A 25,874-nucleotide genomic window follows, 5' to 3' on the forward strand; every position below is an offset into this window, starting at 1 on the left:
TTTCCAGAGCGTCAGTCCGAAAAGAGCGTCAATGCCCGTCGTCGTCGTCGAATCCCCGGCAAAAGCCAAGACAATCAACAAGTATCTGGGTTCCGACTACACGGTTCTGGCCTCCTACGGCCATGTCCGGGACCTGCCTCCCAAGAACGGATCGGTCGATCCCGAGAAGGATTTCGAAATGCTGTGGGAGGTCGGCTCCGACAGCAGGAAGCACGTCAAGGCCATCGCCGATGCCCTGGCGGAGGATGATGCGCTGATCCTCGCCACCGACCCCGATCGCGAGGGAGAGGCGATTTCCTGGCACCTGCAGGAGGCGCTGACCAAGCGCAAGGCGATCAAGAAGACCACCGACGTCAAGCGCGTGGTCTTCAACGCCATCACCAAATCCGCCGTGACCGCCGCGATGGCCCAGCCCCGCGATGTCGACATGGAACTGGTCGAGGCCTATCTGGCACGCCGCGCGCTGGATTACCTGGTGGGCTTCAACCTGTCGCCGGTGCTGTGGCGCAAGCTGCCCGGTGCCAAATCGGCGGGCCGGGTGCAATCGGTCTGCCTGCGCCTGATCGTCGAGCGCGAGATGGAGATCGAGGCTTTCCGCGCGCAGGAATACTGGACCGTCAAGGCGCAGCTTCAGACGCCGCGCAACCAGATGCTGGAGGCCCGGCTGACCGTGCTGGGCGGCAGGAAGCTCGAGAAATTCGACATTCCCACGCAGGAGGCTGCCGATCTGGCGGTTCAGGCGATCCGGTCCCGCGACCTCTCCGTCACCTCGGTGGAGGCCCGCCCCGGCAGCCGCAACCCCTCCCCGCCCTTCATGACCTCGACCCTGCAGCAGGAGGCCAGCCGGAAATTCGGCATGGGCGCGCGCCAGACCATGTCGGCGGCGCAGCGGCTCTACGAGGCCGGGCACATCACCTACATGCGGACCGACGGCATCGACATGGCGCCCGAGGCGGTGACCATGGCCCGCGACGCGATCAAGGACCGTTACGGCGCCGAGTACCTGCCCGCCAAGCCGCGCACCTACAAGAACAAGGCCAAGAACGCGCAGGAAGCGCATGAATGCATCCGCCCCACCGAAATGGCGATGGCGCCGGACCGGCTGAAGATCACCGATAGCGACCAGCGCCGCCTCTACGAGCTGATCTGGAAACGCACCCTGGCCAGCCAGATGGAGGCCGCGCGGCTGGAACGCACCACGGTGGAAATCGGCTCGGCCGACGGACAGGTCGGGCTGCGCGCCACCGGCCAGGTGGTGCTCTTCGACGGGTTCCTGAAAGTCTACGAGGAAGGCCGCGACGAGCCCGAGGAGGAGGATGACCGCCGCCTGCCGCAGGTCGCGCAGGGCGAGCCCATGAAGAAGGACACGGTCACCCCCGAGCAGCACCATACGCAGCCGCCGCCGCGCTATACCGAGGCCACGCTGGTCAAGCGCATGGAAGAGCTGGGCATCGGGCGCCCCTCCACCTATGCCTCGATCGTGACGACGATCCAGGATCGCGGCTATGTGGTGAAGGAGCAGAACCGCCTGATCCCCGAGGACAAGGGACGGCTGGTGACGGTCTTCCTGACCAAGTACTTCCGCCGCTACGTGGAATACGACTTCACCGCCGGGCTGGAGAACGAGCTTGACGATGTCTCGGCGGGCAGCCGCGACTACAAGGAGGTGCTGCGGCAGTTCTGGCGCGATTTCTCGGCCTCGATCGAGGAAACGGCGGATCTGCGCATCTCCGAGGTGCTCGACCAGATCGACGAGGCGCTGGCGCCGCACCTGTATCCGCCCAAGGAGGACGGGACCGATCCGCGGATCTGTCCCAATTGCGGCACCGGCCGGCTGTCGATGCGCACCGCACGTTCGGGCGGGGCCTTCATCGGCTGTTCCAACTATCCCGAATGCCGCTTCACCCGGCCCTTCGGCCCGCCGCTGGAAGGCGACGAGGCCGCCCGCGCGATCCCGCCCGAGGGCAAGCTTCTGGGCGAGGACAATGGCGACGAGATCCGCGTCTTCAAGGGGCGTTTCGGCCCCTATGTCCAGCGCGGCCCGGTCACCGACGAGACCCCCAAGCCGCCGCGCCAGTCCGTGCCCAAGCCCTGGCCGCCCGAGGAGGTCACGCTGGAACAGGCGGTGAAGCTCTTGTCGCTGCCGCGCGAGATCGGCGCCCATCCCGAGGACGGGGTGACGATCTGGGCCAATATCGGCCGCTACGGCCCCTATCTGAAACATGCCGATTCAATCTCCAACAAGGGCGGCACCAATGCCAACCTGGAGGATGTCGAAGAGGTCTTCACCATCGGCATGAACCGCGCGGTGGAGGTGCTGGCCTCCAAGCCCAAGCGCGGCAAGCCCGCGGCGCAGGCGCCGCTGAAGGAAGTCGGCGAACACCCCGATGGCGGCGAGATCACCGTGATGAAGGGACGCTACGGGCCCTATGTCAAATGGGGCAAGGTCAACGCCACCCTCCCCGAGACGGTGGAGCCGGAGGACGTGACGCTGGATGTCGCGGTCGAGCTGGTCAATGCCCGCGCCAGCAAGTCCGGCACCAAGAAGAAGGCCCCCGCCAAGAAGGCCGCCGCGAAGAAGCCCGCGGCAAAGAAGGCCGCCACCGGCAAGACCGCCGCAAAGAAGACCGCGGCGAAGAAACCCGCCGCGAAGAAGGCGGAGCCGGGGAACAAGGGCGACGACGGGGCGGACGTTCTGGAATAGACGGCGCCGCAGCGGCAAAGACCCGGGTGCAGGCGCGGCATGAACGCGCCCGCGCCCGCGGCGCCGTCCCGGACAGGTCCTGCCCGGCTTTGAAAATCCGCCCTCTCCCCAGTCCGTTGACAGCTTCGCTGCAGCGCGTCACAACGCTGGGAAGTGGAGGCAAAGGGGATACCCAATGAAGAAAGTTTACGCTTCGGCCACGGATGCGCTCGACGGGCTTCTGTTCGACGGGATGTTCATCGCCGCGGGCGGCTTCGGCCTGTGCGGCATTCCGGAACTGCTGATCCAGGCGATCCGCGACGCAGGGACCAAGGATCTGACCGTCGCCTCGAACAATGCCGGGGTGGACGAATTCGGGCTGGGGATCCTCCTGCAAAGCCGCCAGGTCCGCAAGATGCTGTCCTCCTATGTCGGCGAGAACGCGGAGTTCATGCGCCAGTACCTCTCGGGCGAGCTGGAGCTGGAATTCAACCCGCAAGGCACGCTGGCCGAACGGATGCGCGCCGGCGGCTGCGGCATCCCGGGTTTCTACACCAAGACCGGCGTCGGCACCCGGATCGCCGAGGGCAAGGAACACAAGGAGTTCGACGGCGAGACCTACATCATGGAGCGCGGCATCTTCGCCGACATCTCTATCGTGAAGGCCTGGAAGGCGGATGAGACCGGCAACGCGATCTTCCGCAAGACCGCGCGCAATTTCAATCCGCCCGCCGCCATGTGCGGCAAGACCTGCATCATGGAGGTCGAGGAGATTGTGCCGGTGGGCACGCTCGACCCCGATCACATCCACCTGCCCGGCATCTACGTGCACCGCCTGATCCAGGGCACCCACGAGAAGCGGATCGAGAAGGTCACGACCCGCCCCGCCGCCTGACACCGTCCGACGCAACATCCGCGGGCAGCCCCGGGGGCCCGTCCCGCGACCGACCACAGGAGGGCCGAAAATGCCTTGGGATCGCAACCAGATGGCGGCGCGTGCCGCGCAGGAACTCGAAGACGGCACCTATGTGAACCTGGGGATCGGCATTCCGACCCTGGTGCCGAACTTCATCCCCGAGGGGGTGAATGTCACGCTGCAATCGGAAAACGGCATGCTCGGCATGGGCCCCTTCCCCTATGAGGGCGAAGAGGATCCCGACCTGATCAATGCCGGCAAGCAGACCATCACCGAATTGCCCAATACCGCCTATTTCGACAGCGCCATGAGCTTCGGCATGATCCGCGGCGGCAAGATCGCGGCGGCGATCCTGGGCGCGATGGAGGTCGCGGAGAACGGCGATCTGGCCAACTGGATGATCCCCGGCAAGCTGGTCAAGGGCATGGGCGGCGCCATGGACCTGGTCGCGGGCGTCGGCCGGGTGATCGTGGTGATGGACCACACCAACAAGCACGGCGAGTCGAAGCTGCTGAAGGAATGCACCCTGCCGCTGACCGGCACCGGGGTCGTCGACCGGATCATCACCAATCTGGGCGTGCTCGACGTGGTCGAGGGCGGGCTGAAGATCCTGGAACTCGCCGATGGCGTGACCGAGCAGGAGATGCGCGCCGCGACCGAGGCGACGATCGTCAACTGAGACCCGGCGCATCCCGCCCCGCGGCGGGATGCCTTCCGGCGGCGCCCGCTGCGGCGCTCAGGGGCCGAGGCCGCGCTGTTCGCGGGCACCGTCGCTGCGGGGCCGGTCCAGCGGCCAGCCCCCGGCCCCGCGCCCGGCAAGATCGCGCAGCGCCACCGCATCCCCCGTATCGAGAACGATCAGCGGCACGCCCAGAGTGCGCATCTGCGCCTGCAGCGTCCCGGGATCGCCCAGCAGCCACAGCCGCGCCGCCCCGGCCCCCAGCACGGCGATGGTTTCCGGCCCGCCGAGAAATTCGAAGCCGCGCATGCCGAAACGGCGCACCGCATCCTCCGCCCTGTCGCCGGCCCGTCGCCCGACGGCCTGGACCGCGCCGGGGATGCCCAGCGTCTCGCTCAGCCACAGCGCCCAGTCCTGCGGCAGCGAGGACAATAGCAGCACCCGGCCCCGGAACCGTAGCCACAGGCGCAGAAGCTCCAGCGCAGAACGGTTCAGTTCGAGGCGCTGCGGATCGGGGTGACGCAGCCTGCCCTGCCCGCCGCGGATCAGCCCGTGATCGGCATCGATCACCAGCGGCCGCGGGACGCACATATGGGGCGGCGGCGGCGATGGGCGGAAAGTCTTGAACACGACGGATCCCCAATTGCGGCAGGCCGGGGCAGAATGCCCGCCGCCAGGCTAACATTCGGTTGCTGGCCCTGCACCGCAAGGCGGACTAGTTCATGCATCATGACGCATCTTCCCCCCCATGTCTCGGACTGGCTTGCCGCGCGCGGCTGGGTGTTGCATCCGCATCAGGCGCAGATGCTGGCGCAGAAGCAGGCCTCCGCCCAGCTTCTGGTCGCGCCCACGGGCGGCGGCAAGACGCTGGCGGGTTTCCTGCCCAGCCTCGCCGAACTGGGCCTGTCCCCGCCGCCGGGCCTGCACACGCTGTACGTCTCGCCGCTCAAGGCCCTTGCCGCGGATATCCGGCGCAACCTCGACCGTCCCATCGCCGAGATGGGCGCGGCGATCCGGGTGGAGGACCGCACCGGCGACACTTCCGCGACCGCGCGGCGGCGCCAGCGGGCCGATCCGCCGCATATCCTGCTGACCACGCCGGAAAGCCTGGCGCTGATGCTCTCCTACCCGGACGCGCCGCGGATCTTTGCCGGGCTTCAGAGGGTGGTGCTGGACGAGATCCATGCCCTCGCCGAGTCCAGGCGCGGCGACCAGCTGATGCTGGCGCTGTCGCGGCTTCAGGCGCTGTGTCCCGGGCTGCGGCGGGTCGGGCTGTCGGCAACGGTGGAGGACCCTCCGGCCCTGGCGCGGTTCCTGGCCCGCCATCCCGACCCCTGCCCGGTGCTGCAGGCGGATCCCGGGCCCGATCCCGATATCGCGATGCTGGACCTGCCCGTGCCGCCCCCCTGGGCCGGGGGCGGCGGGCGCTATGCGATTCCCCGCGTGCTGGAGGAGGTGCGCCGCCACCGCACGACGCTGATCTTCCACAATACACGCGCCCAGGCCGAGATATTCTTCCACGACCTGTGGATGCAGAATGCCGATGCGCTGCCCATCGCGATCCATCACGGCAGCCTGTCGCGCGAAAGCCGCCAGAAGGTGGAGGCGGCGATGATCGCGGGCGAATTGCGCGCCATCGTCTGCACCGGCACGCTGGACCTGGGGATCGACTGGGGGGATGTCGACCTGGTCCTGCAGATCGGCGCGCCCCGCAACATCAAGCGGCTGGTCCAGCGGATCGGGCGGGCCAATCACCGCTACAACGCCCCCTCCCGCGCGCGGCTGGTCCCGGCCAACCGCTTCGAGGTGATCGAATGCCAGGCCGCGCTGGAGGCGGTGCGCGCGCGCGATCTCGACGGCAGCCCGCGCGGCCCCGGCCCCCTGGACGTGCTGTGCCAGCATATCCTGATCGCCGCCTGCGCGGGGGATTTCACCGCTGACGGTCTTTACGCCGAGGTGACACAGGCCGGTCCCTATGCCGGGCTGCCGCGCGCCGATTTCGACGCCTGCCTCGACTTCTGCGCGACCGGCGGCTACGTGCTGCGCGCCTATGACCGCTGGCAGCGGCTCAAGCAGCGCCCCGATGGCAGCTGGGGCCTGCGCGATCCGCGGGCGGCGCGGCTGATCCGCATGAACCTGGGCACGATCCAGGACAGCGACCTGGTGCGGGTGCGGCTGCGCGGGCGCGGCGCGCCGCTGGGCGAGGTGGAGGAAGCCTTTGCCGCGACGCTGAGCCCCGGAGACAGTTTCCTCATCGGCGGACAGGTGGTGCGCTACGAGGGCCTGCGCGAGACGACCGTCGAGGTCAGCCGCGCGCGCGGGCGGGAGCCCCGGCTGGCGGTGTTCTCGGGCACGAAATTCGCCACCTCGACCCAGCTGTCGGACCGCATCCTGGGACTGCTGGCGCGGCCGGGCTGGCCCGGCCTGCCCGCCCATACCGCCGAATGGCTGCAGCTGCAGGCGCAGGTGTCGCGCCTGCCCCGCCGCGAGAGGCTGCTGGTCGAAACCTTCCCCCATGACGGGCGTCACCATGCCTGTTTCTACGGTTTCGCAGGACGCAACGCGATGCAGACGCTGGGGCTTCTGCTGACCCGGCGGATGGAGACGGAGGGCCTGGCGCCGCTGGGCTTCGTGGCCACGGATTACGCGCTTCTGATCTGGGGGCTGGAACCGCTTGCCGATCCGGCCGCCCTGCTCTCCCCCGAGGGGCTGCGCGAGGGGTTCGAAACCTGGCTTGCGGGCAATGCGGTGATGAAGCGGAGCTTCCGCGGGGTGGCCACGATCGCCGGGCTGATCGAGCGCAACCATCCCGGCAGCCGCAAATCCGGGCGCCAGGCGACGTTTTCCACCGACATCCTCTATGACACGCTGCGCCGCTACGACCCCGATCACCTGCTGTTGCGCATCACGCGGCAGGAGGCGCTTGGCGGGCTGGTCGATTTCGGCCGGATCGAGGAGATGCTGCGGCGCATCGGCGGACGGATCGACCACCAGCCTCTGGACCGGCTGTCGCCCCTGGCCGCGCCGCTGCTGCTGGAGGCCGGGCGGGTCCCGGTCGAGGGCGCCGGGCGCGAACGGCTGATGGAGGAACAGGCGGCGCGGGCCATGGAGGCCTCGGGCCTCGCCGATCTCGACGCGCAGGCGGTCTGAGCGCCGCTCAGCCCGCGGCGCGGGCGGTTTCCCGCTCGACCAGCGCCAGCGCCTCCTCGACGATCTCCGCCCCCGCCTCGCGGCGCGCGGCCGCGACGGAGAGATGCCGCCGCCAGGCCCGGGCCCCGGGGCGCCCGGCAAAGAGCCCCAGCATGTGGCGCGTCATCGCATGCGCCCGCCCGCCCGCGGCGACATGCGCGGCGATATGGGGGATCATGGCGCGCGCGACCTGCCCGGCGGTTTTCGCCTGCGCCGCGTCGCCGAAGATCCGCCGGTCGGCATCGGCCAGGATCGCCGCCGGTTCGTGATAGGCCGCGCGGCCGATCATCACCCCGTCCAGACCCGCCGCCAGGAAACTTTCGGCCTGATCCAGCGAGGTGATCCCGCCATTGACCGAGACATGCAGCTGCGGGAACCTCTGCTTCATCGCCAGGACCAGCGGATAGTCCAGCGGCGGGATCTCGCGGTTTTCCTTGGGCGACAGTCCCTTCAGCCAGGCCTTGCGGGCATGGATCGTGACCCGCCGGACCCCGGCACCGGCCACCGCATCGAGAAAGCCCGGCAGGACCGCGGCCGGATCGTCGTCATCCACGCCGATGCGGCATTTCACCGTGACCTCGGCCGGGCTGGCGGCGATCATGGCCGCGACGGCCCGCGCCACCAGCGCCGGATCGCGCATCAGGACCGCCCCGAAACATCCCGACTGCACCCGGTCCGACGGACAGCCGACATTCAGGTTGATCTCGCCATAGCCCGCCTGCCAGCCAAGCGCCGCCGCCTCGGCCAGTTCGGCAGGGTCCGACCCGCCCAGCTGCAGCGCCACGGGATGCTCCGCCGGGTCGTGATCCAACAGGTGCAGCGCCCCGCCCCGCACCAGCGCCGGGGCCGTCACCATCTCGGTATAAAGCAGCGTGCGCACGGAAAACTGCCGGTGGATCAGGCGGCAGAACCGGTCCGTCCAGTCCAGCATCGGGGCCACGGACAGGCGGGCGGCGCTCGCCAGCTCGGGATAGTCGCGTTTCTCAGTCACTCGAAGACCTCTCGTCCATCCCCCCGGGGCCGGCCGACACCGTCGCGCGCATCCTGTCCCTCGGGGAAACCGGTCCTCTATCACGGCGGAGACGCGCTTGACAAACACTCCTCCCCTTCGTCGCCCTCCCTCGGGCGATGGCGACCCCGCCAGGACTTGAACCCGGAACCTGGTGATTAGAAGTCACCTGCTCTATCCAGTTGAGCTACGGGGCCGTGGCGCCTTGATAGCGGGTCGCAACGGGAGGTGCAACGCATCGCGGGTGCCTGTGCCGTCCTGTCGTCCGGAGGGGTTGCCGTCCCTGCCCCGGTATTGAATAATGCATTAAATCCGAAGCGTCGGGAGTTCGACAGCGTGGGACGGCGCTCACTTCACCAGGAAATCACCGGCGAGATCCGCGAGATGATCCTCAGCGGCGCGCTGCGTCCGGGCACCAAGGTGCCGGAACAGGCGCTGGCGCAGCAGCTGGAGGTATCGCGCACGCCGCTGCGCGAGGCGCTCAAGGCGCTCTCGGTGGAGGGGCTGGTGACGCTGATGCCCAATCGCGGCGCCAGCGTCTCCGAGGTCAGCGCCGCGCAGCTCGACGACCTGCTGCCGGTGATGGGGGTTCTGGAGGAACTGGGCGCGGAACTGCTGTGCAGGGCTCTGGATGCCGCCCCGGCCGAGGAGCGCGCGGCGATGCTGGCCCAGCTGGAGCAACTGCATGCAGAGATCCTGGCCGGGCATGCCGGGCGCGACGCGGCCAGGTTCCGCAAGGCAAACAAGGCGTTCCACGAGGCCTTGATCGAGATGGGCGGCAATGGCGCGCTGCTGGAACTCTACCGCATCGCCCTGGCACGGATGCATATGAGCCGCTTCCTCGCGGAGAAGAGCGAGGCCGACTGGAACGCGGCGATGCAGGATCACGAGGCGATCATGGCGGCGCTGCGGGCGGGTGACGGCGCCTTGGCGGGACGGCTCCTGCGCGATCATGTCGAACAGACCGTGCGCCGCGCGGTCCTGGGCGCCATCGCCCGTCCCGGCTGAGATCGCCGCCCCGGGGCATTTCGGCCCCGGAACGGCAAGGCGGGATCAGTCGAACATCACCGCGGGCAGCCACAGCGCGATGGCCGGGAAGGCCAGCACCAGGATCAGCGCGATGACCTGCAGCCCGACAAACTGGAACATCCCCGAATAGATCTGTTTCAGATGCCATTGCGGGGCCACGGCCTTGAGGTAATAGGCCGCCATCGCCACCGGCGGCGACAGGAAGGCCGTCTGCAGGTTCACCGCCACCAGCGCGCTGATCCACAAGAGGTTCAGCCCCGCCTCCTGCACGATGGGCAGGAAGATCGGCAGGAAGATGAACACGATCGGCGCCCATTCCAGCGGCCATCCCAGCAGGAAGACCACGACCATCAGCGCCATGACCACGCCGAAGGGCGGCAGGTCCCACGACACCAGCAGATTGGCGATCCAGGGGCCGGTGCCCAGCCGGTTGAACACCGCGCCGAACATGTTGGAGGCCAGCAGCAGGAACAGGATCATCGAGGAGACGATGACCGTCTGATACAGCGCCATGCGCAGCCGCCCCATGGTGAAGCGCCCGTAGAGGATCGTCAGGATCAGCGCCCCCGCCGCCCCCATCCCCGCCCCTTCGGTCGGCGTCGCCACCCCCGTCAGGATGCTGCCCAGCGTCGCGCCGATCAGCACCAGCATCGGCGCCATGCCGATGGCCAGTTCCCTGGCCGCGACCTTCCAGCTGGCCGGGCGTTCCGCCTCGGGCAGCGCCGGTCCCAGCGCCGGATTGATCCAGCAGCGGATCAGCGTATAGGCGAGGAACAGGAAGGTGATCAGCAGCCCCGGCAGGATGCAGGCGGCAAACAGCTTGGGGATCGACACCCCCACCACCGGGCCCAGGACCACCAGCATGACCGAGGGCGGGATCAGGATGCCCAGCGTGCCCCCCGCGGTGATCGTCCCCGCCGACAGGGCCGGATCGTAATTCGACTTGGTCATGACCGGCGCGGCCAGCATCCCGATCAGCGTGACCGAGGCGCCGATGATCCCCGTCGCCGTGGCGAAGATGGTCGAGGTCAGAAGCACGCCGATGTAAAGCGCGCCGGGCACGCGGGCCAGGGTGAACTGGAACCCCTTGAACAGCCGCTCCATGATGCCGGCCTGTTCCAGGATGTAGCCCATGAAGACGAAAAGCGGCACCGCCGCCAGGGTTTCGGTCCCCATCACGCCCCAGGACTGGTAGACCATCAGGTCGAAGGCCCGCCCGCCCAGTCCCAGATAGCCGAAGAACACCGTCAGCACGATCAGCGTGAAGGCGATGGGAAATCCCGCGAAGATCCCCGCCAGCAGCGCGGCCAGCTGGGCGAAACCTAGAATGACGCCGAAACTCATACGGGCTCTCCGCTGCGGAACTGGAACACGGCCTTGATCACCTCGGAAACCCCCTGAAGCATCAGCAGGAGCGCGGTGGCCGGAATGACCGCGCGATAGGGCCACAGGATCGGCCGCCAGAAGCTGGCCGAGGCGCGTTCGGAAATCATGTAGGAACTCAGCGCCTTGTCGAAGCCCGCCCAGAAGAAGAAGAACAGGCCCGGGAAGAACAGCAGCAGGTAGAAGACCAGGTCCACCCCCGCCTGGGTGCGCGGCGACCAGTCCTTGAAGAACAGGTCGGTGCGGATATGCCCGCCGAAGCGCAGCGTCGTGCCCGCCCCCAGCATGAAGATCGTGCCATACAGCATGTAGCTGAGGTCATAGGCCCAGATGCTGGGGCTGTTGAACGCGTAGCGGCGGATCGCCTCCATCACCACGATGGCCACCAGCGCCAGCACCAGCCAGCTGAGCACATGCCCGTAAAGGTCGGCAAAGCGGTCCAGGCGCATCACGATCGCCCGCCAGGGGTCGGGGATCGCGGGCACGGCCTTGCGCATCTGGTCGAGGTCGGGAAGGTCCTCGTCCTGTTTCAGCACGCGCAACAGCGCGTCGTCTTCGTCATCGGTCATCTGGATACCTTGGCTGGGATGCGGGCACGGGGCGGCCCCGACCGGAGCCGCCCCGCCGCCGGATCACTCGAAGCCGAAATGCTTCAGCGCGATATCGGCCGGGGGGTTGATCCGCGCCTTCAGCGGCACCACCCGCTGGGCGAAGTCCTGCTGGCTGTCCAGAACCTTGGCGAAGAATTCGTCATCGGCGGCATAGCGGTCCAGAACCGCCGACCAGGCGGCCAGCTGCGCCTCCATCACGTCGCGCGGGGTCTCGGTGACCTGCACGCCCATCTCGGTTTCCATCTGCGCCAGCGCCTTGGAATTCTCGTCCAGACCCTTCCAGTAGAAATCCGCCGATTCCGCCATGACGGCATATTTGACGATCGCCTTCAGGTCGTCGGGCAGCTCGTCCCAGCGGTCCTTGGAGATGAAGAAGTTCTGCACCAAGCCCAGCTGCAGGTAGCTCGGCATCATGTAGATCTTGCGCACATCCGGCAGGCCCAGGATCATGTCCGCCTTGGGACCGAAATACTCGGCCGCCTCGATCACCCCCTGCTCCAGCGAGGGCACCACCTCGGAGCCGGGCACGGTGACGACCGCGGCGCCCATCTCGCGCATCACGTCGACCGGCAGGCCGGGCGTGCGGTATTTCATGCCCTTGATGTCCTCGGCCGAGGTGACGGGCTCCTCGAACCAGCCGAAGGGCTGCGCCTGGGCGGGGCTGAGCAGGAAGGACACGGTATTGGTCATCTGAAGCGTGTCGTTGATGTATTCGGCGAACAGCTCCTTGCCGCCGCCATATTCCATCCAGCCCATCAGGTCGATCGAGGGCATCCCGAAGCCGGGCGCCGAGGCAAAGAGGCTGCCGGCCGGGTGCTTGCCCACCCAGTAATCGGCATCGCCGCCGGCCGCGTCGATCACGCCGTCATTCACGGCATCCAGCACGTCGAAGGCCGGCACGAAGGCGCCGCCGGGGCTGACCTCCATCACCAGCCGGCCGCCCGACATCTCGTCGATCATCTCGGCCAGCTTGACGAAGGTCATGTGCAGGTCGTCGCCAGAGGCATAGGCGGTCTGGACCGTCCATTTGAACTCCTGCGCCGCGGCGGGCAGCGACAGGCAGGCCAGCGCCGAGGCGATGGCGGCGCCCCTTGCGGGCCGGGCGATCTTTGAAAGGAAAGACATGGGTCGTCCTCGCTGTTGGGAAAGCGGCCGCTTTCTTGTTTTCATGGTCTCATCGGACCTGCCCGGCGGCGCGGCCATTGCGCCGGGCCCTGTTCACTCGGGGGCGATCCCCGCCACCAGCGGTGCGAACCGGGTGGCCAGCGCGCAGAGAAGCCCGTCCCGCCCGATCCCGGTGGTCAGCTGCACCGCCGCCTTCAGCCCGTTTCGCGCGGCAGCGCCGGGCAGGCTCACCGCAGGAAGCTTCGCCAGCGACCATATGCGGTTGACGAAGGGATCGCCGGTCCAGCCCAGCCCCTCTGGCGCAAGCTGCGCGGCGGACGGGCCCAGGATCGCGTCGTGGCCCTCCAGCACGCCGCCGATCCACAGGCGGAACCGGTCGGCGGTCTTCAGGGCGGCGGCATAGCTCTCATGCGGAATGGCCAGCGCGGCATCGCAATAGTCGCGCAGCTCCTCCGACAGAAGATCGCGGTGTTCGGCCAGTTCCCGGTGAAGCGCGCGCGGGATCTCGTAGCCCATCACCGCCTTCTGCGCCTCCATCATCTCGAGGAACGGGGCGGGATCATCCAGTTCGGTCATCTCGGCCCCGGCATCGCGCAGCGCGTCGGCCGTGCCGAGGACCGTCCGGCAGGTGGCCTCGTCGGCACTGTCCTCCCAGACTCCGCGCGGCAGCATCGCGATGCGCGGCGCCTTGTCGGGCATCGCTGCGGGCGACCAGCCGGGAAAGGCCTCCAGCATCGCCGCGATCCCCTGCATGTCGCGGGCGAAGACCCCCACCCGGTCCAGGGTCGGCGACATGATGCGGACGCCCCGGCGCGGGATCACCCCCGGCGAGGGCAGGAAACCGGCGATCCCGCAATAGGCTGCCGGACGGATCACCGATCCCGCTGTCTGGGTCCCCAGCGCCCAGTCGAACAGCCCTGCCGCCACGCCCGCCACCGACCCGGAGGAGGACCCGCCGGGCGTATGCGCGGGGTTCAGCGGATTGCAGGTGGGGCCCGGCCGGGTCGTGGCGAATTCCGTCGTGACGGTCTTTCCCGCGACAACCGCCCCGGCGCGTTCCAGCAGCGTGACGCAATCCGCGCTGCGCGCGGCCACCTGCCCGGCATGGATCGGCGACCCGCATTCGGTCGGCAATCCCGCCACGTCGATGATATCCTTCACCCCGAGCGTCACGCCCGGGCGGGTCGCGGGCAGATTCTGCGCCATGCAGGTCAGGGCCTTGAGCTCACGGTCATCCCGGCGCAGCTGCTCGGGCCAGGTCAGTTGGGTCTTGTCCGTCATGTCACGTCTCACTCGTACTTGACGGAAGTTCTGCACCGCGGCGTAGGTGGCGCAAGATATAATTATTGATGCAATATTCAGACGGGGATCATATCCCCTGCCCCTGCGAGTTTGCCGAAAATCCGGGCAGTCCCGCCGATTTTTCGTCAAGGACGGAAAGGGAGCCCCCGTGGGTGCCGCATCAGAACTGGAAGCGGCTTTCATCGAAGGCGCGCAGCCAGGCGGCGGCGGCTTGCGGTCCGCGGGCGCTGGACATGCTTTCGCCCTGCGCGCGCAGCATCGGCCGCAGGTAGCGGAAGGTCGCCCTCGCCTTGTCGCGCAGCGCAGGCCCGGGATCGGGCAGCAGGCGCGCACTGCCCTCGAGCGTGTCGAAGGCGCAATAGGCGATCGGCTGGGTCCCGTCTCCCGTCGCCGCCACCGACAGCATCACATGGACGGTTCCGGCGCGATGGCTCTGGTCATTCTGCACATGCGTCAGGCGCGGTCTTCCGTGGCGCGCATATGCCAGCCCGGCACAGGCGCGTTCGGCCGGATCAAGCCAGCGGCTGTCATAGGCGATCAGCTTGCGCCCGTCGAATTGCGGCAGGCGCGGCCGCTCCGCGGTTCCGGCGGGGGCTGCCATGTCGCCGGTGACCTCGACCCGGCCGACGCCCAGATCGGCATGGCACCACAGCGTCCCCCCCTGCCGCATCCAGATCGGCCGGAACAGGCGGCCGCCCAGGTCATGCTGGATGAAGCCGGGCGCGTCGAAACCGCCGACATCATGCCCCTGCTCCCGTGCGACGGCGAGACAGGCACGTTCAAGCCCCGGCGCGATCTCCGCCACCGGGAAATAGACGGCGCCGGGATCGCGGAAGGATGGCGGCAGATGCTCCGCCGGGCTCTGTGCCCCGGCGGGCGGGGCGAACAGAAGCAGAAGCACGAAGGCTACGGGAAAAAGCGGGATCGCAGGCATGGCGGCCTCCATTTCCGGACAGGGTCGCCTTGACCTTGCCCGGAAATGGTAGAGGCATTGTTAACCGTGATCCGCCGCCGCAGCATCGGATCAGGCCAGGGCGGTCACCTCGATCTCGATCTTCATGGCCGGATCAATCAGCCTGGCCTCGATCACCGAGGCGGCGGGCGGGTTGGCCCCGAAATGCTCCTGCAGCACCGGCCAGCAGCTTTCGAATTCGGCGATGTCCTGCATGTAATAGGTCACGCGCACGGCCCGGTCGAGCCCGCTGCCGGCCTCGGCCAGGGCGGCGGCGATCCGCGTCAGGGTCAGTCGGCACTGATCTGCGGCCGACTGCTCTGCGGGGCCTTCGGGATCGATCCCGGTCGTGCCGCTGACAAAGGCGAACCCCCCCGCGACGACGGCACGGCAATAGGCGATTTTGGGCTCGAAGGGCGAGCCGGAGAAGATGCGTTTCATGTCCTGGTCTCCTTGGCGGCGTGCACGCGGCGCCCTGCCGCATCCATGCCCGCAGACCCGTGAAAAAGCCGATCCGCCCCGCGCCCGCAAACGAAAAACGGCGCCCGGAGGCGCCGCATTCCAAGATGTCGCGCCGGGCGCGGGTCAGCCGGCCGAGGCGGGCTCGTCCTTGCGCTCGGCATAGATCAGCAGCGGCGCGGCCTCGGCCCCGACGGATTCCTCGTTGACCACCACTTCCTCGACATCGTTCATGCCGGGCAGATCGAACATGGTGTTCAGCAGGATGTCCTCCATGATCGAGCGCAGGCCCCGGGCACCGGTCTTGCGCTCGATCGCGCGGCGCGCAACCGCCCGCAGCGCATCCTCGGTGAAGGTCAGCTGGGTGTCTTCGAGTTCGAACAGGCGCTGGTACTGCTTGACCAGGGCGTTCTTCGGCTCGGTCAGGATCGTGACCAGCGCGTCCTCGTCCAGGTCCGTCAGCGTCGCGATCACCGGAAGGCGGCCGACGAATTCCGGGATCAGGCCGAATTTCAGCAGGTCCTCGGGTTCCAGTTCCTTGAAGGTCTCGCCGACGCCGCGGTTCTCGTCGGATTTCACATCCGCACCGAAGCCGATCGCCGAGCCCTTGCCGCGCTGCGCGATGATCTTGTCCAGCCCCGCGAAGGCGCCGCCGCAGATGAACAGGATGTTGGTCGTGTCCACCTGCAGGAATTCCTGCTGGGGATGCTTGCGCCCGCCCTGCGGCGGCACGGAGGCGACAGTGCCTTCCATGATCTTCAGCAGAGCCTGCTGCACGCCCTCGCCCGACACGTCGCGGGTGATCGAGGGGTTGTCGGACTTGCGGGTGATCTTGTCGACCTCGTCGATATAGACGATCCCGCGCTGCGCGCGCTCGACATTGTATTCCGACGCCTGAAGCAGCTTGAGGATGATGTTCTCCACATCCTCGCCGACATAGCCGGCCTCGGTCAGCGTCGTCGCATCCGCCATGGTGAAGGGCACATCCAGGATCCGCGCCAGCGTCTGCGCCAGCAGCGTCTTGCCGCAGCCCGTCGGGCCGATCAGCAGGATGTTCGATTTCGCCAGTTCGATATCGGAGGATTTCGCCGCGTGGTTCAGCCGCTTGTAGTGGTTGTGCACGGCCACCGAAAGCACGCGCTTGGCGTGGAACTGGCCGATCACGTAATCGTCGAGGACATCGCAGATCTCGCGCGGGGTCGGCACCCCGTCGGAGGATTTCAGCCCGGCGGACTTGGTTTCCTCGCGGATGATGTCCATGCAGAGTTCGACGCATTCGTCGCAGATGAACACCGTCGGGCCGGCGATCAGCTTGCGAACCTCGTGCTGGCTCTTGCCGCAGAAGCTGCAGTACAGCGTGTTCTTGCTGTCACCGCCTGAGTTGTTCGCCATGTCGTCACCTCCTGTCGGGCGGGCCGGAACCCTGAAGAATGGAGACCCGGCCGGCCTCCGGTCAGCTTAGGACAGCAGGAATACCTGCACAACGCATAAATCGCCGTGCCGGGTATTCCCGCAAATTGATGGTTTACGCCTTGCCGGCATCCGGCGTGCCGCGGCTGGTGACGATCTCGTCGACCAGGCCCCAGGCCTTCGCCGCCTCGGCGGTCATGAAATTGTCGCGTTCCAGCGCCGCCTCGACGGTGGCGTAATCCTGGCCCGTGTGCTTGACGTAGATGTTGTTCAGGCGCTCCTTCAGTTCCAGGATCTCCTTGGCGTGGATCGAGATATCCGTCGCCTGGCCCTGGAAGCCGCCGGAAGGCTGGTGCACCATGATGCGCGAATTGGGCAGCGAGAAGCGCATGCCCGCCTCGCCCGCGGTCAGAAGCAGCGACCCCATCGAGGCTGCCTGGCCCACGACCAGCGTGGACACTTTCGGCTTGATGTACTGCATCGTGTCGTAGATCGACAGGCCCGATGTCACAACGCCGCCGGGGCTGTTGATGTACATCGAGATTTCCTTGTTGGGGTTCTCCGCCTCCAGATGCAGCAGCTGCGCGACGATGAGCGAGCTCATCCCGTCATGCACCGGCCCCGAAAGGAAGATGATCCGCTCCTTCAGCAGGCGCGAGAAAATGTCATAGGCCCGTTCCCCGCGCGAGGTCTGCTCCACCACCATGGGAACGAGGGTGTTCATGTAAACGTCGATAGGGTCTTTCATCTCAATCGCCTGCTTCTCTTGGTGGCACGAGCGCCGGTCCAGTGAGTCTTAGGGGTGTCCCGCGGGGGCTGCAAGGGCAGTCTGCAGGGCGCTTCCGCACATGCTTGACAGATTTGTAAGCACGGACTTACCGTAAGCTATGACTTACATCCCTGCGCTTCAAGCCCTCGCCGATCCCACCCGGCGCGCCCTGCTGGACCGGCTGCGGCTGGGCCCGGCCTCGGCAGGCAGGCTGGCACAGGGGTTCCGGGTCAGCCGCCCGGCGGTGTCGCAGCACCTGCGGGTCCTGGTCTGCGCCGGGCTGCTGGATGTGTCAGCCTGCGGGGCGCGGCGCATCTACCGGCTCCGCCCGGAGGGACTCGAGGCGCTGCGGGGCTATCTGGACGCGCTGTGCCACGATGCGCGCATGGGCACGCCCCCGGACGCGCCGCCCTCCGCCTGACCCGGCCCCGCCCGGCGGGTTTCCCGGGGACGGGAAGATTGCCCGGGCCTTCGCGGCGCCGCGAAGGCGCCCCCCCGCCGGCCGCGATTTGCCGACAGCCGCGCCCGCCCCGCCGGCTGCTCAACCCGGCCCCGGGGCCTTTCCCGCGACGTTCGGCCCGGGCGAAGCCTGGGGCAGCCGCGCCCTGTGCATCGCCACCAGTTCGCGGATCTCGCGACGCAGCGGCCCCGGGCGCGGCGGATCCGCCAGGGTGTCCGTCCATCCCGGAGCAGGCGGCCGCGCGCGTCCGGCGCGGGTCCAGCTCAGGTCGCGCAGAACCTGCCGCGCCGCGGGCGGCAGGCGCGTCGGCATCGGGAGACCGTTGAGTTCGCCCCAGAGCCGCGTCCAGAGCCGCGCCACCGACCAGGGGTTGTAGCCCCCGCCCCCGGTCAGCAGCAGGCGCGGCGCCAGCGGGCGCACCGCGTGCAGGAAATCCGCATGCGCGTTGTTGGACAGCATCAGCCGCGACATCGGGTCCTCGGCCAGGGCATCCGCCCCGCATTGCAGGATCACCGCCTCGGGCCGGAACGCCGCCACGAGCGGCCGCACAAGCGCGTCGCGGATATGGGCGAATTCGCTGTCATTCAGCCCGGCGGGCACCGGCAGGTTGTAGACATTGCCCGCCCCGCGATCCCCGGCCAGCCCGGTGCGCGGCCAGCGTCCGGCCTGGTGGACCGAGACCATCAGGATCTCGGGATCGCGGCCGAACCCGTGCTCCACCCCGTCGGGATGATGGGCATCTATGTCCAGATAGGCGATGCGCCGGATCCCCAGGGCGCGCAGGGACAGGATGGCGATGGCCAGGTCGTTGAGGAAGCAGAAGCCGTTGGCCCGGTCCGGCAGCCCGTGATGCGTGCCGCAGCCCGGCGCATGCACCACGCCGCCCCGGCGCAGCAGCCCCGCCGCCAGCATCGCGGCGCCGCAGCCCGTCGCGGGCCGCCGGAACATCTCGGGAAAGATCGGATTGTCCGAGGTTCCGATGCGATAGCGCTCCCGCGTCCACACTTCGACCGCCTGCGCCTGCTCGGCACGCATCAGCGCGGCGACGTAATCCGGATCATGCCAGATGCCCAGCCCCTCGGGCCGGGCACGCGGGCTGGTTCGGTACTGGCCGGGCGCGAGCCAGCCGAGCGCCCTCGCCAAATCCATCACGGTGGAGACCCGCGGCACGGCAAGGGGATGATGCGCCCCGAAGGAGGAGGCGCGATAGATCTCCGCCCCGATGAAGACAGGCCCGGTGCTCACGCGGCGCTCATCCGCCCCCGGCCAGCTCCGCTTCGATCGGGCCGGTGATCTCGGGCGAGAGCGGCTCCGAACGCGACCGCCAGGTCGCGGCGATCCGGCCATCGCGCCCGATCAGGACCTTGTTGAAATTCCAGTCCGGTTCGAACCCGGCCTCCTCGCGCACCCAGCGGTAGAACGGGTGGGCCGCCGCGCCGCGAACCGCCGTGATGTCGGTCATGGGCAGGGTCAGGCCGAACACCACCGCGCAATATTCCTTCACCTCGGCCGCGCTGTCGAGTTCCTGGCGGAAATCATCCGAGGGCACGGCCAGGACGACCAGCCCCCGGGGGCCGTAGCGTTCGTGAAGCGCCTGCAATCCCTCGTATTGCGGCGTGTACCCGCAGCGCGAGGCGGTGTTGACCACCAGCACGGGACGCCCCGCCCAGGCCTCGGTCTCCAGCGTGCCGCCATCGATGCTCGCGAAGGTGAAGGCCGCGGCCTGCACGGCCCCCGCCAGGATGAGTGCGACTGCGCCCAGGATACGGATCATCTCTGCCTCTTTCTGCCCGCCCGGGAAGCTAGCCCCCGCCTTCGCGCAATCAAGGCCCCGTGCGAGGGCATCGGATGTGGACACGCGACCGAAACATCCCATACTCGGGACAGAAAACAACAACGACTCAATCAGCTGTCGGGCAGAATTCATGTCGCTCCACCCCATCAGGCAGGTGCCCCTATCGCTGGGCACGACGAAGAAACATCAGCCGAGGTCGCAATTCGGGGCGATCTGCTACCGGCGCAACAAGGGCCGGGTGGAGATCCTGCTGATCACCTCGCGCGGCAAGGGCCGCTGGATCCTGCCCAAGGGCTGGCCCATCGCCGGGTCGACCCCCGCCCGCGCGGCGGCGATCGAGGCCTATGAGGAGGCCGGGGTCCAGGGCCGGGCGCATCCGCTCTGCCTGGGCATCTACGGCTACAAGAAGGGCGACCTGCCCTGCGTCGTGGCGCTTTACGCGCTTGAAGTCACCGAGATGAAGCGCCGCTTTCCCGAGGCCGGCCAGCGCAAGCGCCGCTGGGTCACGCCCAAGCAGGCCGCCGCGATGGTCGACAGCCGCGAACTGGGCCGCATCCTCGAACGCTTCAGCCCCGAGCTTCTGCCCCCGGCCGACCGGATCCGGCTTGCCTAGCATTGAAAATTGACGTTTCGGCGCTATCTGCTGCACCTGCGCCTCCGGAGATCGCGACACCATGATCCGCTACGCCCTCAGATGCTCCCGGGACCACGCTTTCGAAAGCTGGTTCCGCTCTGCCGAGGAATTCGACGGGCTCGTCGCGTCCGGGCTGGTGGAATGCCCCGCCTGCGGGGCGCGCGACGTGACCAAGGCGCTGATGGCACCGCGCGTCGCCGCATCGGACCGGAAGGCCGCGCCGCCCCCCGCCGCTGCGGGTGCCGCGCCGGCCGCCGATGGCCCCGCCCCGATGGCCAGCGCCGCGGAAATGCCTGCGAAGATGCGCCGCGCGATCGAGAAGCTGCGCGCCGAGGTGGAGGCCAATTCCGACTATGTCGGGCGCAGCTTCGCCAGCGAGGCCCGCGCGATCCACGAAGGCGACAGTCCGCGCCGCGCGATCCATGGCGAGGCCAATGCCGAGGAGGCGCGCGCGCTTCTCAGCGACGGCATCCCGGTGCTTCCCCTGCCCTTCCGCGACCGCCGCGGACAGAACTGACCCGGCGCGCCCCGGCCCGTCCGGGGCGCCGCAAAGGGACAGGCGGCTGCCCGTGGCCCCGCGTGCCGCGCCGCGGCGATACTGCACTCTTGCAGAACCCCCTGCGCCGCCGTAAGACCGCCGCCGTGTTACGCCGTCCGGTCCCGGCCGGGCCGCCGGGAAGGAAACGTCATGCCCATCCTCGTGATGAAATTCGGCGGCACTTCGGTTGCCGACCTCGACCGCATCCGCAACGCCGCGCAGAAGGTGCGCCGCGAAGTCGATCGCGGCTATGATGTCATCGTCATCGTGTCGGCCATGTCGGGCAAGACGAACGAGCTGGTGGGCTGGGTCAACCAGACCTCGCCGCTCTTCGATGCGCGCGAATACGATGCGGTCGTCTCCTCGGGCGAGAACGTGACCGCCGGGCTGATGGCGCTGACGCTTCAGGAAATGGACATCCCCGCGCGCAGCTGGCAGGGCTGGCAGGTGCCGCTGAAGACCAGTTCCGCGCATTCCGCGGCGCGGATCCTGGACATCCCGCGCGCCAATATCGACCAGAAATTCGCCGAGGGGATGAAGGTCGCGGTCGTGGCCGGCTTCCAGGGCATCAGCGAGGAAGGCCGCATCACGACGCTGGGCCGGGGCGGCTCGGACACGACCGCCGTCGCCTTCGCCGCCGCCTTCGCCGCGGAGCGCTGCGACATCTACACCGATGTGGACGGCATCTACACCACCGACCCGCGCATCACCAAGAAGGCGCGCAAGCTGGAGAAGATCGCCTTCGAGGAAATGCTGGAACTGGCCTCGCTGGGCGCCAAGGTCCTGCAGACCCGGTCGGTCGAACTGGCGATGCGCTACAAGGTGCGCCTGCGCGTCCTGTCATCTTTCGAGGAAACCGACGAGGCCAGCGGGACGCTGGTCTGCGACGAGGAGGAAATCATGGAAAGCAAAGTCGTCTCCGGCGTCGCCTATTCCCGCGACGAGGCCAAGCTGACGCTGCTGTCGGTGGCGGACCGCCCCGGCATCGCCGCCGCCATCTTCACGCCGCTGTCCCAGGCCGGGATCAACGTGGACATGATCGTGCAGAACGTCTCGGCCGACGGGCGCACCGACATGACCTTCTCCTGCCCGGTGGACCAGGTGCTGCGCGCGGAGAAGGCGATGAACGAGGCCCGCGCCCGCGGCGAGATCAATTTCGACGAGCTCGCCCAGGATACCGAGGTCTGCAAGGTGTCGGTCGTGGGCATCGGCATGCGGTCCCATGCGGGGGTCGCGGCGAAGATGTTCGAGGCGCTGAAGGCGGAAAACATCAACATCAAGGTCATCTCCACCTCGGAGATCAAGATTTCCGTCCTCATCGACCGGAAATATATGGAACTTGCCGTTCAGGCCCTGCATGATGCCTTCGGACTGGACAAAGCAGCCTGAACCGGAGGCCCATGGGCCAGACCCAGGAAACTGAGAGCCGCAAGCTGCTTGGACGCTTGCGCGAGGCCCTCGCCGGCAGCGGCGCGGGGCAGGAGCGGCTTGACCGCATCACCACGATCATCGCGGAATCGATGGGCGTCCATGTCTGTTCGATCTACCTGTTCCGCGATGCCGAGACCCTGGAGCTCTGCGCGACCTACGGGCTGAAGGCCGAGGCGGTGCACAAGACGCGCATGCGCCTGGGCGAGGGGCTTGTGGGCAAGGTCGCCCGCACCCGCCGCCCGCTGAACTCGGCCGATGCCCCCGCCGAGCCGGGATTCCGCTACATGCCGGAAACCGGGGAGGAGATCTTCGCCTCCCTGCTCGGCGTTCCCATCCAGCGCCTGGGCCAGGTGCTGGGCGTGCTGGTGGTGCAGTCCAAGGAAAAGCGGCAGTATTCCGAGGACGAGCTCTACGGCGTCGAGGTCGTGGCCATGGTGCTGGCCGAGATGACCGAGCTGGGCGCCTTCCTCGACGAGGGGGCGGCCCTCGCGGCGCTGCACCAGCGCCCGGTGCTGTTCCGCGGCACGACCGGCCAGGAAGGTGCCGCCGAGGGGCGGGTTCTGCTTCATGATCCGCGCGTCGTCGTCACCAACCCGATCGGCGACGACCCCGAGACCGAGCTGGAACGCCTGCGCGCCGCGGTGGCGCGGCTCAGGGTGTCGCTCGACCGGGTGCTCGATGCCGGATCCTCGGGCGATGCCGAGGCGATGCAGGTGATCGAGACCTTCCGCATGTTCGCCAATTCCAAAAGCTGGATGCGGCGCATGGAGGAGGATATCGCCCGCGGCCTCTCGGCCGAGGCCGCGGTGGAGAAGGAGCAGTCCGCCGCCCGCGCCCGCCTGGCCCGGGCCAGCGATCCCTATCTGCGCGCCCGCGGCACCGACCTGGACGACCTGTCCAACCGGCTGCTGCGCGAATTGACCGGCCAGGGCAGCGATACCGGGGCGGAGCGTCCCGAGAACCCGGTGCTGGTCGCGCGCAATATCGGCCCCGGGGAACTTCTGGATTACGGTCGCGAGCTGAAGGGCATCGTGCTGGAGGAAGGCTCGGTCGGCAGCCATGCGGCGATCATCGCCCGGGCCTGGGCGATCCCGCTGGTCATCAACGCCCCGGGCATCACCACCGAGGCGCTGACCGGCGATCCGATCCTGGTGGATGGCGACAACGGCAATGTCCATCTGCGGCCCGACGAGACGATCGCCAACGCCTTCCGCGACAAGCTGGCGATGCAGGCAAAGGCGCAGGAACGCTATGCCTCCATCCGCCGGGAGCCCGCCACGACGCTGTGCGGGCAGACCGTGGGGCTGGCGATGAATGCCGGGCTCCTGGTCGACCTGCCCTCGCTGGCCAGCTGCGGCGCCGAGGGCGTGGGGCTGTTCCGCACCGAGCTTCAGTTCCTGATCCGCAACAAGATGCCCCGCCGCGGCGAGCTGGCGCGGATCTACGGGCGGGTCATGGATGCCGCGGACGGCAAGCGCGTGGTCTTCCGCACGCTGGATATCGGATCGGACAAGGTCCTGCCCTACATGAAACGCACGGAGGAGCCCAACCCCGCGCTGGGATGGCGGGCGATCCGCGTCGGGCTGGACAAGCCCGGCATCATGCGCATGCAGCTTCAGGCGCTGATCCGTGCCGCCAATGGCCGTCCGCTGACGATCATGTTCCCCTTCATCGCGCAATTCGCCGAATTCCGCGATGCCCGCGCGGTCATGCTGGAGGAGCTGGAGCGCGAGAAGCGCATGGGCCACCTCACCCCGGAGCGGGTGGAGATCGGCGCCATGCTGGAAACCCCGTCCCTGGCCTATGCGCCGCGGCAGTTCTTCGAGATGGCGGATTTCATCTCGATCGGCGGAAATGACCTGAAACAGTTCTTCTTCGCCGCCGACCGCGAGAACGAAAGGGTGCGCCGCCGCTACGACACGCTCAATGTCAGCTTCCTCAGCTTCATCGAGCAGATCGTGCGGCGCTGCGACGAGACCGGCACGCCGGTCAGTTTCTGCGGCGAGGATGCCGGGCGGCCGGTGGAGGCGCTGTGCTTTGCCGCGATGGGGCTGCGCGCCCTGTCGATGCGCCCGGCCTCGGTCGGGCCGGTCAAGCACCTGTTGCGCCGCTCGGACCTGCGCGAGGTGCGCCGCGTCGTCGAGGAGGCCCGCGCGGCAGGCGATCAGAGCGTGCGGCTGGCGCTGATGCAATACCTCGCGACGCTCGATCTCAGCTCCGATCCGGTGGCGTCCGACCAGCGCGCCACCGGCTGAGCCCGTCTCACGCCTCCAGCTCCGGATTGGCATCGACGTAATCGTCGAAATGCAGGACCGTGCGCTCGGCCCCGCTGAGGATCACCGCCATCTGCCCCGGCCCGGCAAAGCGGCGGCGCCCCGCCCCCTCGCCGAACCTCTCGCGGCTGGTCGCGTGCCCGCCGGCGATGGTGTGATAGGGGATGCCGCGGCGCAGGGTGGTCGTCGCCATGTGGATATGCCCCGCGGTCACGCCGCGGATGTCGGGATAGGCGTCCAGCATCGCCAGAAGCGGGCCGGGATCCTCCAGCAGCCAGGGATCGGGCACCGGGGCCACCTGCAGCAGCGGATGATGCAGCACCACATGCACGGGCCGTCCCCCGGCCCGGTCGAGTTCGCGCGCCAGCCAGTCCAGGCGCCGGGCGCAGAGATGGCCGCGCCCCTGCCCCCAGCCGCCCGCGCCCGGCCCTTTCTCCAGACTGTCCAGCAGGATCACGACCTCGCCCCGCAGATGATGCGCCGATTGCGCGAACCCGTCATCATTCAGCGCCCCCGGCCCGAAGATCCGGGCGAACACATCGCGGTTGTCGTGATTGCCCAGGGTCGCCGCCCAGGGAACCGAGAGCTGCTCCAGCGCGGCGCGCAGATCCTCATAGGCCTGCGACCGGGACCGGTCGGTCAGATCCCCGGCCAGCGCCACCAGATCGGCATCGCCATGGGCCGCGTTGATGCGCGCGATTGCCGCCTCCAGCCGGGCGGCCGGATCGATCCCGGCCAGGACCTCGCCGGGGCGGGTCATGTGCAGATCGGACAGGACGACAAGTTTCATCGGCAGGCTCCAGCGATCGGCGGAGCCGGACCGCTCCGCGCCCTTCTGCTACCTGCCGGGCCGGACCGCGTCTGCCGGCCGCGTTGCCGCGCCGGGTGCGACCGCGAATGCCGCAGCGGCGCCCGATAATGCGCCATCGGGCGGCACCGGCGCCATCCTCCGCGATTTCGGGAGTTTACGCCTGGCACGAAGGGGTGTGATGGTAGCGGAGGAGGGACTTGAACCCCCGACACGCGGATTATGATTCCGCTGCTCTAACCAACTGAGCTACTCCGCCAGAGAGTGGCCGCGAAATATGGTGCCCGGCCGGAAGGGTCAAGAGGAAAATCGGCCCGCCCGGGCAGAAAGCGACAGGGTCCGGGCTTCCGGTTTGCCATCCGCCGCTTTCCGCCGATAGGTAAAAATTGAAGGAACCCCGCAGCAGGGATCCGCGTTCT

Annotated in this window: 23 protein-coding genes and 2 tRNA genes; 10 read left to right on the top strand and 15 right to left on the bottom strand. The window is 68.3% G+C overall.

Annotated elements, in window-relative coordinates; all coding sequences use genetic code 11:
* Window positions 1-31 precede the first annotated feature (31 nt).
* The 3 genes from topA (at window position 32) to ICN82_RS06190 (ending at window position 4,278) form a co-directional block, all read left to right on the top strand.
* Window positions 32-2,704 (top strand): type I DNA topoisomerase, encoded by a 2,673-nt coding sequence (gene topA / locus ICN82_RS06180; protein ID WP_193180800.1) that lies wholly within the window; start codon window positions 32-34, stop codon window positions 2,702-2,704.
* Between the two features lie 175 nt (window positions 2,705-2,879).
* A complete protein-coding gene (locus ICN82_RS06185; protein ID WP_193180802.1) occupies window positions 2,880-3,578 on the top strand; it encodes a CoA transferase subunit A in 699 nt (232 codons plus the stop codon).
* A gap of 70 nt (window positions 3,579-3,648) precedes the next feature.
* Complete coding sequence (locus tag ICN82_RS06190) at window positions 3,649-4,278, top strand: CoA transferase subunit B (protein WP_193180804.1); 630 nt, start codon at window positions 3,649-3,651, stop codon at window positions 4,276-4,278.
* 57 nt (window positions 4,279-4,335) lie between these two features.
* Here ICN82_RS06190 and ICN82_RS06195 read toward each other — a convergent pair whose 3' ends face one another.
* On the bottom strand, window positions 4,336-4,908 hold the full coding sequence (locus ICN82_RS06195) for a hypothetical protein (RefSeq protein ID WP_193180806.1): 573 nt from the start codon (window positions 4,906-4,908) through the stop codon (window positions 4,336-4,338).
* Between the two features lie 99 nt (window positions 4,909-5,007).
* Here ICN82_RS06195 and ICN82_RS06200 point away from each other — a divergent pair, with 99 nt between their 5' ends.
* Window positions 5,008-7,428 (top strand): ligase-associated DNA damage response DEXH box helicase, encoded by a 2,421-nt coding sequence (locus ICN82_RS06200; protein WP_193180808.1) that lies wholly within the window; start codon window positions 5,008-5,010, stop codon window positions 7,426-7,428.
* 7 nt (window positions 7,429-7,435) lie between these two features.
* On the opposite strand, the gene dusA is transcribed toward ICN82_RS06200, so the two are convergent.
* Both dusA and ICN82_RS06210 read right to left on the bottom strand, forming a co-directional pair.
* Window positions 7,436-8,458 carry a tRNA dihydrouridine(20/20a) synthase DusA gene (gene dusA / locus ICN82_RS06205; protein ID WP_330998968.1) on the bottom strand — a complete coding sequence of 341 codons (1,023 nt, stop codon included), beginning with the start codon at window positions 8,456-8,458 and terminating at the stop codon, window positions 7,436-7,438.
* 138 nt (window positions 8,459-8,596) lie between these two features.
* A tRNA-Arg gene (locus tag ICN82_RS06210) sits at window positions 8,597-8,673 on the bottom strand.
* A gap of 139 nt (window positions 8,674-8,812) precedes the next feature.
* On the opposite strand from ICN82_RS06210, the gene ICN82_RS06215 reads away from it, so the two are divergent.
* Complete coding sequence (locus tag ICN82_RS06215) at window positions 8,813-9,484, top strand: GntR family transcriptional regulator (protein ID WP_330998969.1); 672 nt, start codon at window positions 8,813-8,815, stop codon at window positions 9,482-9,484.
* A gap of 45 nt (window positions 9,485-9,529) precedes the next feature.
* Here ICN82_RS06215 and ICN82_RS06220 read toward each other — a convergent pair whose 3' ends face one another.
* The 8 genes from ICN82_RS06220 to ICN82_RS06255 form a co-directional block, all read right to left on the bottom strand.
* Window positions 9,530-10,849 carry a TRAP transporter large permease gene (locus tag ICN82_RS06220; protein ID WP_193180810.1) on the bottom strand — a complete coding sequence of 440 codons (1,320 nt, stop codon included), beginning with the start codon at window positions 10,847-10,849 and terminating at the stop codon, window positions 9,530-9,532.
* On the bottom strand, window positions 10,846-11,457 hold the full coding sequence (locus ICN82_RS06225; RefSeq protein WP_193180812.1) for a TRAP transporter small permease subunit: 612 nt from the start codon (window positions 11,455-11,457) through the stop codon (window positions 10,846-10,848). Before ICN82_RS06225 ends, ICN82_RS06220 begins: the two co-directional genes overlap by 4 nt.
* Window positions 11,458-11,520: 63 nt before the next feature.
* The gene (locus ICN82_RS06230; protein WP_193180814.1) at window positions 11,521-12,624 is read right to left on the bottom strand and encodes a TRAP transporter substrate-binding protein; all 1,104 of its coding nucleotides are present in this window, start codon (window positions 12,622-12,624) and stop codon (window positions 11,521-11,523) included.
* A gap of 93 nt (window positions 12,625-12,717) precedes the next feature.
* Window positions 12,718-13,905: an amidase gene (locus ICN82_RS06235; RefSeq protein WP_193180816.1), complete on the bottom strand. Its 1,188-nt coding sequence runs from the start codon at window positions 13,903-13,905 to the stop codon at window positions 12,718-12,720.
* Window positions 13,906-14,086: 181 nt separating this feature from the next.
* Window positions 14,087-14,860: a hypothetical protein gene (locus tag ICN82_RS06240; protein WP_193180818.1), complete on the bottom strand. Its 774-nt coding sequence runs from the start codon at window positions 14,858-14,860 to the stop codon at window positions 14,087-14,089.
* A gap of 90 nt (window positions 14,861-14,950) precedes the next feature.
* Entirely contained in the window at window positions 14,951-15,319 is a 369-nt protein-coding gene (locus ICN82_RS06245) for a RidA family protein (RefSeq protein ID WP_193180820.1), read from the bottom strand.
* A 144-nt stretch (window positions 15,320-15,463) separates the two neighbouring features.
* Window positions 15,464-16,729, bottom strand: a complete 1,266-nt coding sequence (clpX, locus tag ICN82_RS06250; protein WP_193180822.1) for an ATP-dependent Clp protease ATP-binding subunit ClpX — start codon at window positions 16,727-16,729, stop codon at window positions 15,464-15,466.
* A gap of 133 nt (window positions 16,730-16,862) precedes the next feature.
* Window positions 16,863-17,495 carry an ATP-dependent Clp protease proteolytic subunit gene (locus tag ICN82_RS06255; RefSeq protein ID WP_193180824.1) on the bottom strand — a complete coding sequence of 211 codons (633 nt, stop codon included), beginning with the start codon at window positions 17,493-17,495 and terminating at the stop codon, window positions 16,863-16,865.
* 139 nt (window positions 17,496-17,634) lie between these two features.
* Between ICN82_RS06255 and ICN82_RS06260 the strand changes: the two genes are divergently transcribed.
* The gene (locus ICN82_RS06260; protein WP_193180826.1) at window positions 17,635-17,937 is read left to right on the top strand and encodes an ArsR/SmtB family transcription factor; all 303 of its coding nucleotides are present in this window, start codon (window positions 17,635-17,637) and stop codon (window positions 17,935-17,937) included.
* Between the two features lie 120 nt (window positions 17,938-18,057).
* Here the strand turns inward: ICN82_RS06260 and ICN82_RS06265 are convergent, their stop codons facing one another.
* Entirely contained in the window at window positions 18,058-19,221 is a 1,164-nt protein-coding gene (locus tag ICN82_RS06265; RefSeq protein ID WP_330998970.1) for an acetoin utilization protein AcuC, read from the bottom strand.
* 7 nt (window positions 19,222-19,228) lie between these two features.
* Complete coding sequence (locus ICN82_RS06270; protein WP_193180830.1) at window positions 19,229-19,750, bottom strand: glutathione peroxidase; 522 nt, start codon at window positions 19,748-19,750, stop codon at window positions 19,229-19,231.
* A 151-nt stretch (window positions 19,751-19,901) separates the two neighbouring features.
* Here ICN82_RS06270 and ICN82_RS06275 point away from each other — a divergent pair, with 151 nt between their 5' ends.
* The 4 genes from ICN82_RS06275 (at window position 19,902) to ptsP (ending at window position 24,629) form a co-directional block, all read left to right on the top strand.
* Entirely contained in the window at window positions 19,902-20,384 is a 483-nt protein-coding gene (locus tag ICN82_RS06275) for an NUDIX hydrolase (protein ID WP_193180832.1), read from the top strand.
* Between the two features lie 61 nt (window positions 20,385-20,445).
* On the top strand, window positions 20,446-20,922 hold the full coding sequence (locus tag ICN82_RS06280) for a DUF1178 family protein (protein WP_193180835.1): 477 nt from the start codon (window positions 20,446-20,448) through the stop codon (window positions 20,920-20,922).
* 171 nt (window positions 20,923-21,093) lie between these two features.
* Window positions 21,094-22,332, top strand: coding sequence for an aspartate kinase (locus tag ICN82_RS06285; RefSeq protein WP_193180836.1), 1,239 nt, complete (start codon window positions 21,094-21,096; stop codon window positions 22,330-22,332).
* Window positions 22,333-22,343: 11 nt separating this feature from the next.
* The gene (gene ptsP, locus ICN82_RS06290; RefSeq protein ID WP_193180838.1) at window positions 22,344-24,629 is read left to right on the top strand and encodes a phosphoenolpyruvate--protein phosphotransferase; all 2,286 of its coding nucleotides are present in this window, start codon (window positions 22,344-22,346) and stop codon (window positions 24,627-24,629) included.
* A gap of 7 nt (window positions 24,630-24,636) precedes the next feature.
* On the opposite strand, the gene ICN82_RS06295 is transcribed toward ptsP, so the two are convergent.
* On the bottom strand, window positions 24,637-25,437 hold the full coding sequence (locus ICN82_RS06295; RefSeq protein ID WP_193180840.1) for a metallophosphoesterase: 801 nt from the start codon (window positions 25,435-25,437) through the stop codon (window positions 24,637-24,639).
* A gap of 200 nt (window positions 25,438-25,637) precedes the next feature.
* A tRNA-Met gene (locus ICN82_RS06300) sits at window positions 25,638-25,714 on the bottom strand.
* Window positions 25,715-25,874 lie beyond the last annotated feature (160 nt).

This window comes from Mangrovicoccus algicola, from assembly GCF_014903745.1.
GTDB lineage: Bacteria > Pseudomonadota > Alphaproteobacteria > Rhodobacterales > Rhodobacteraceae > Mangrovicoccus > Mangrovicoccus algicola.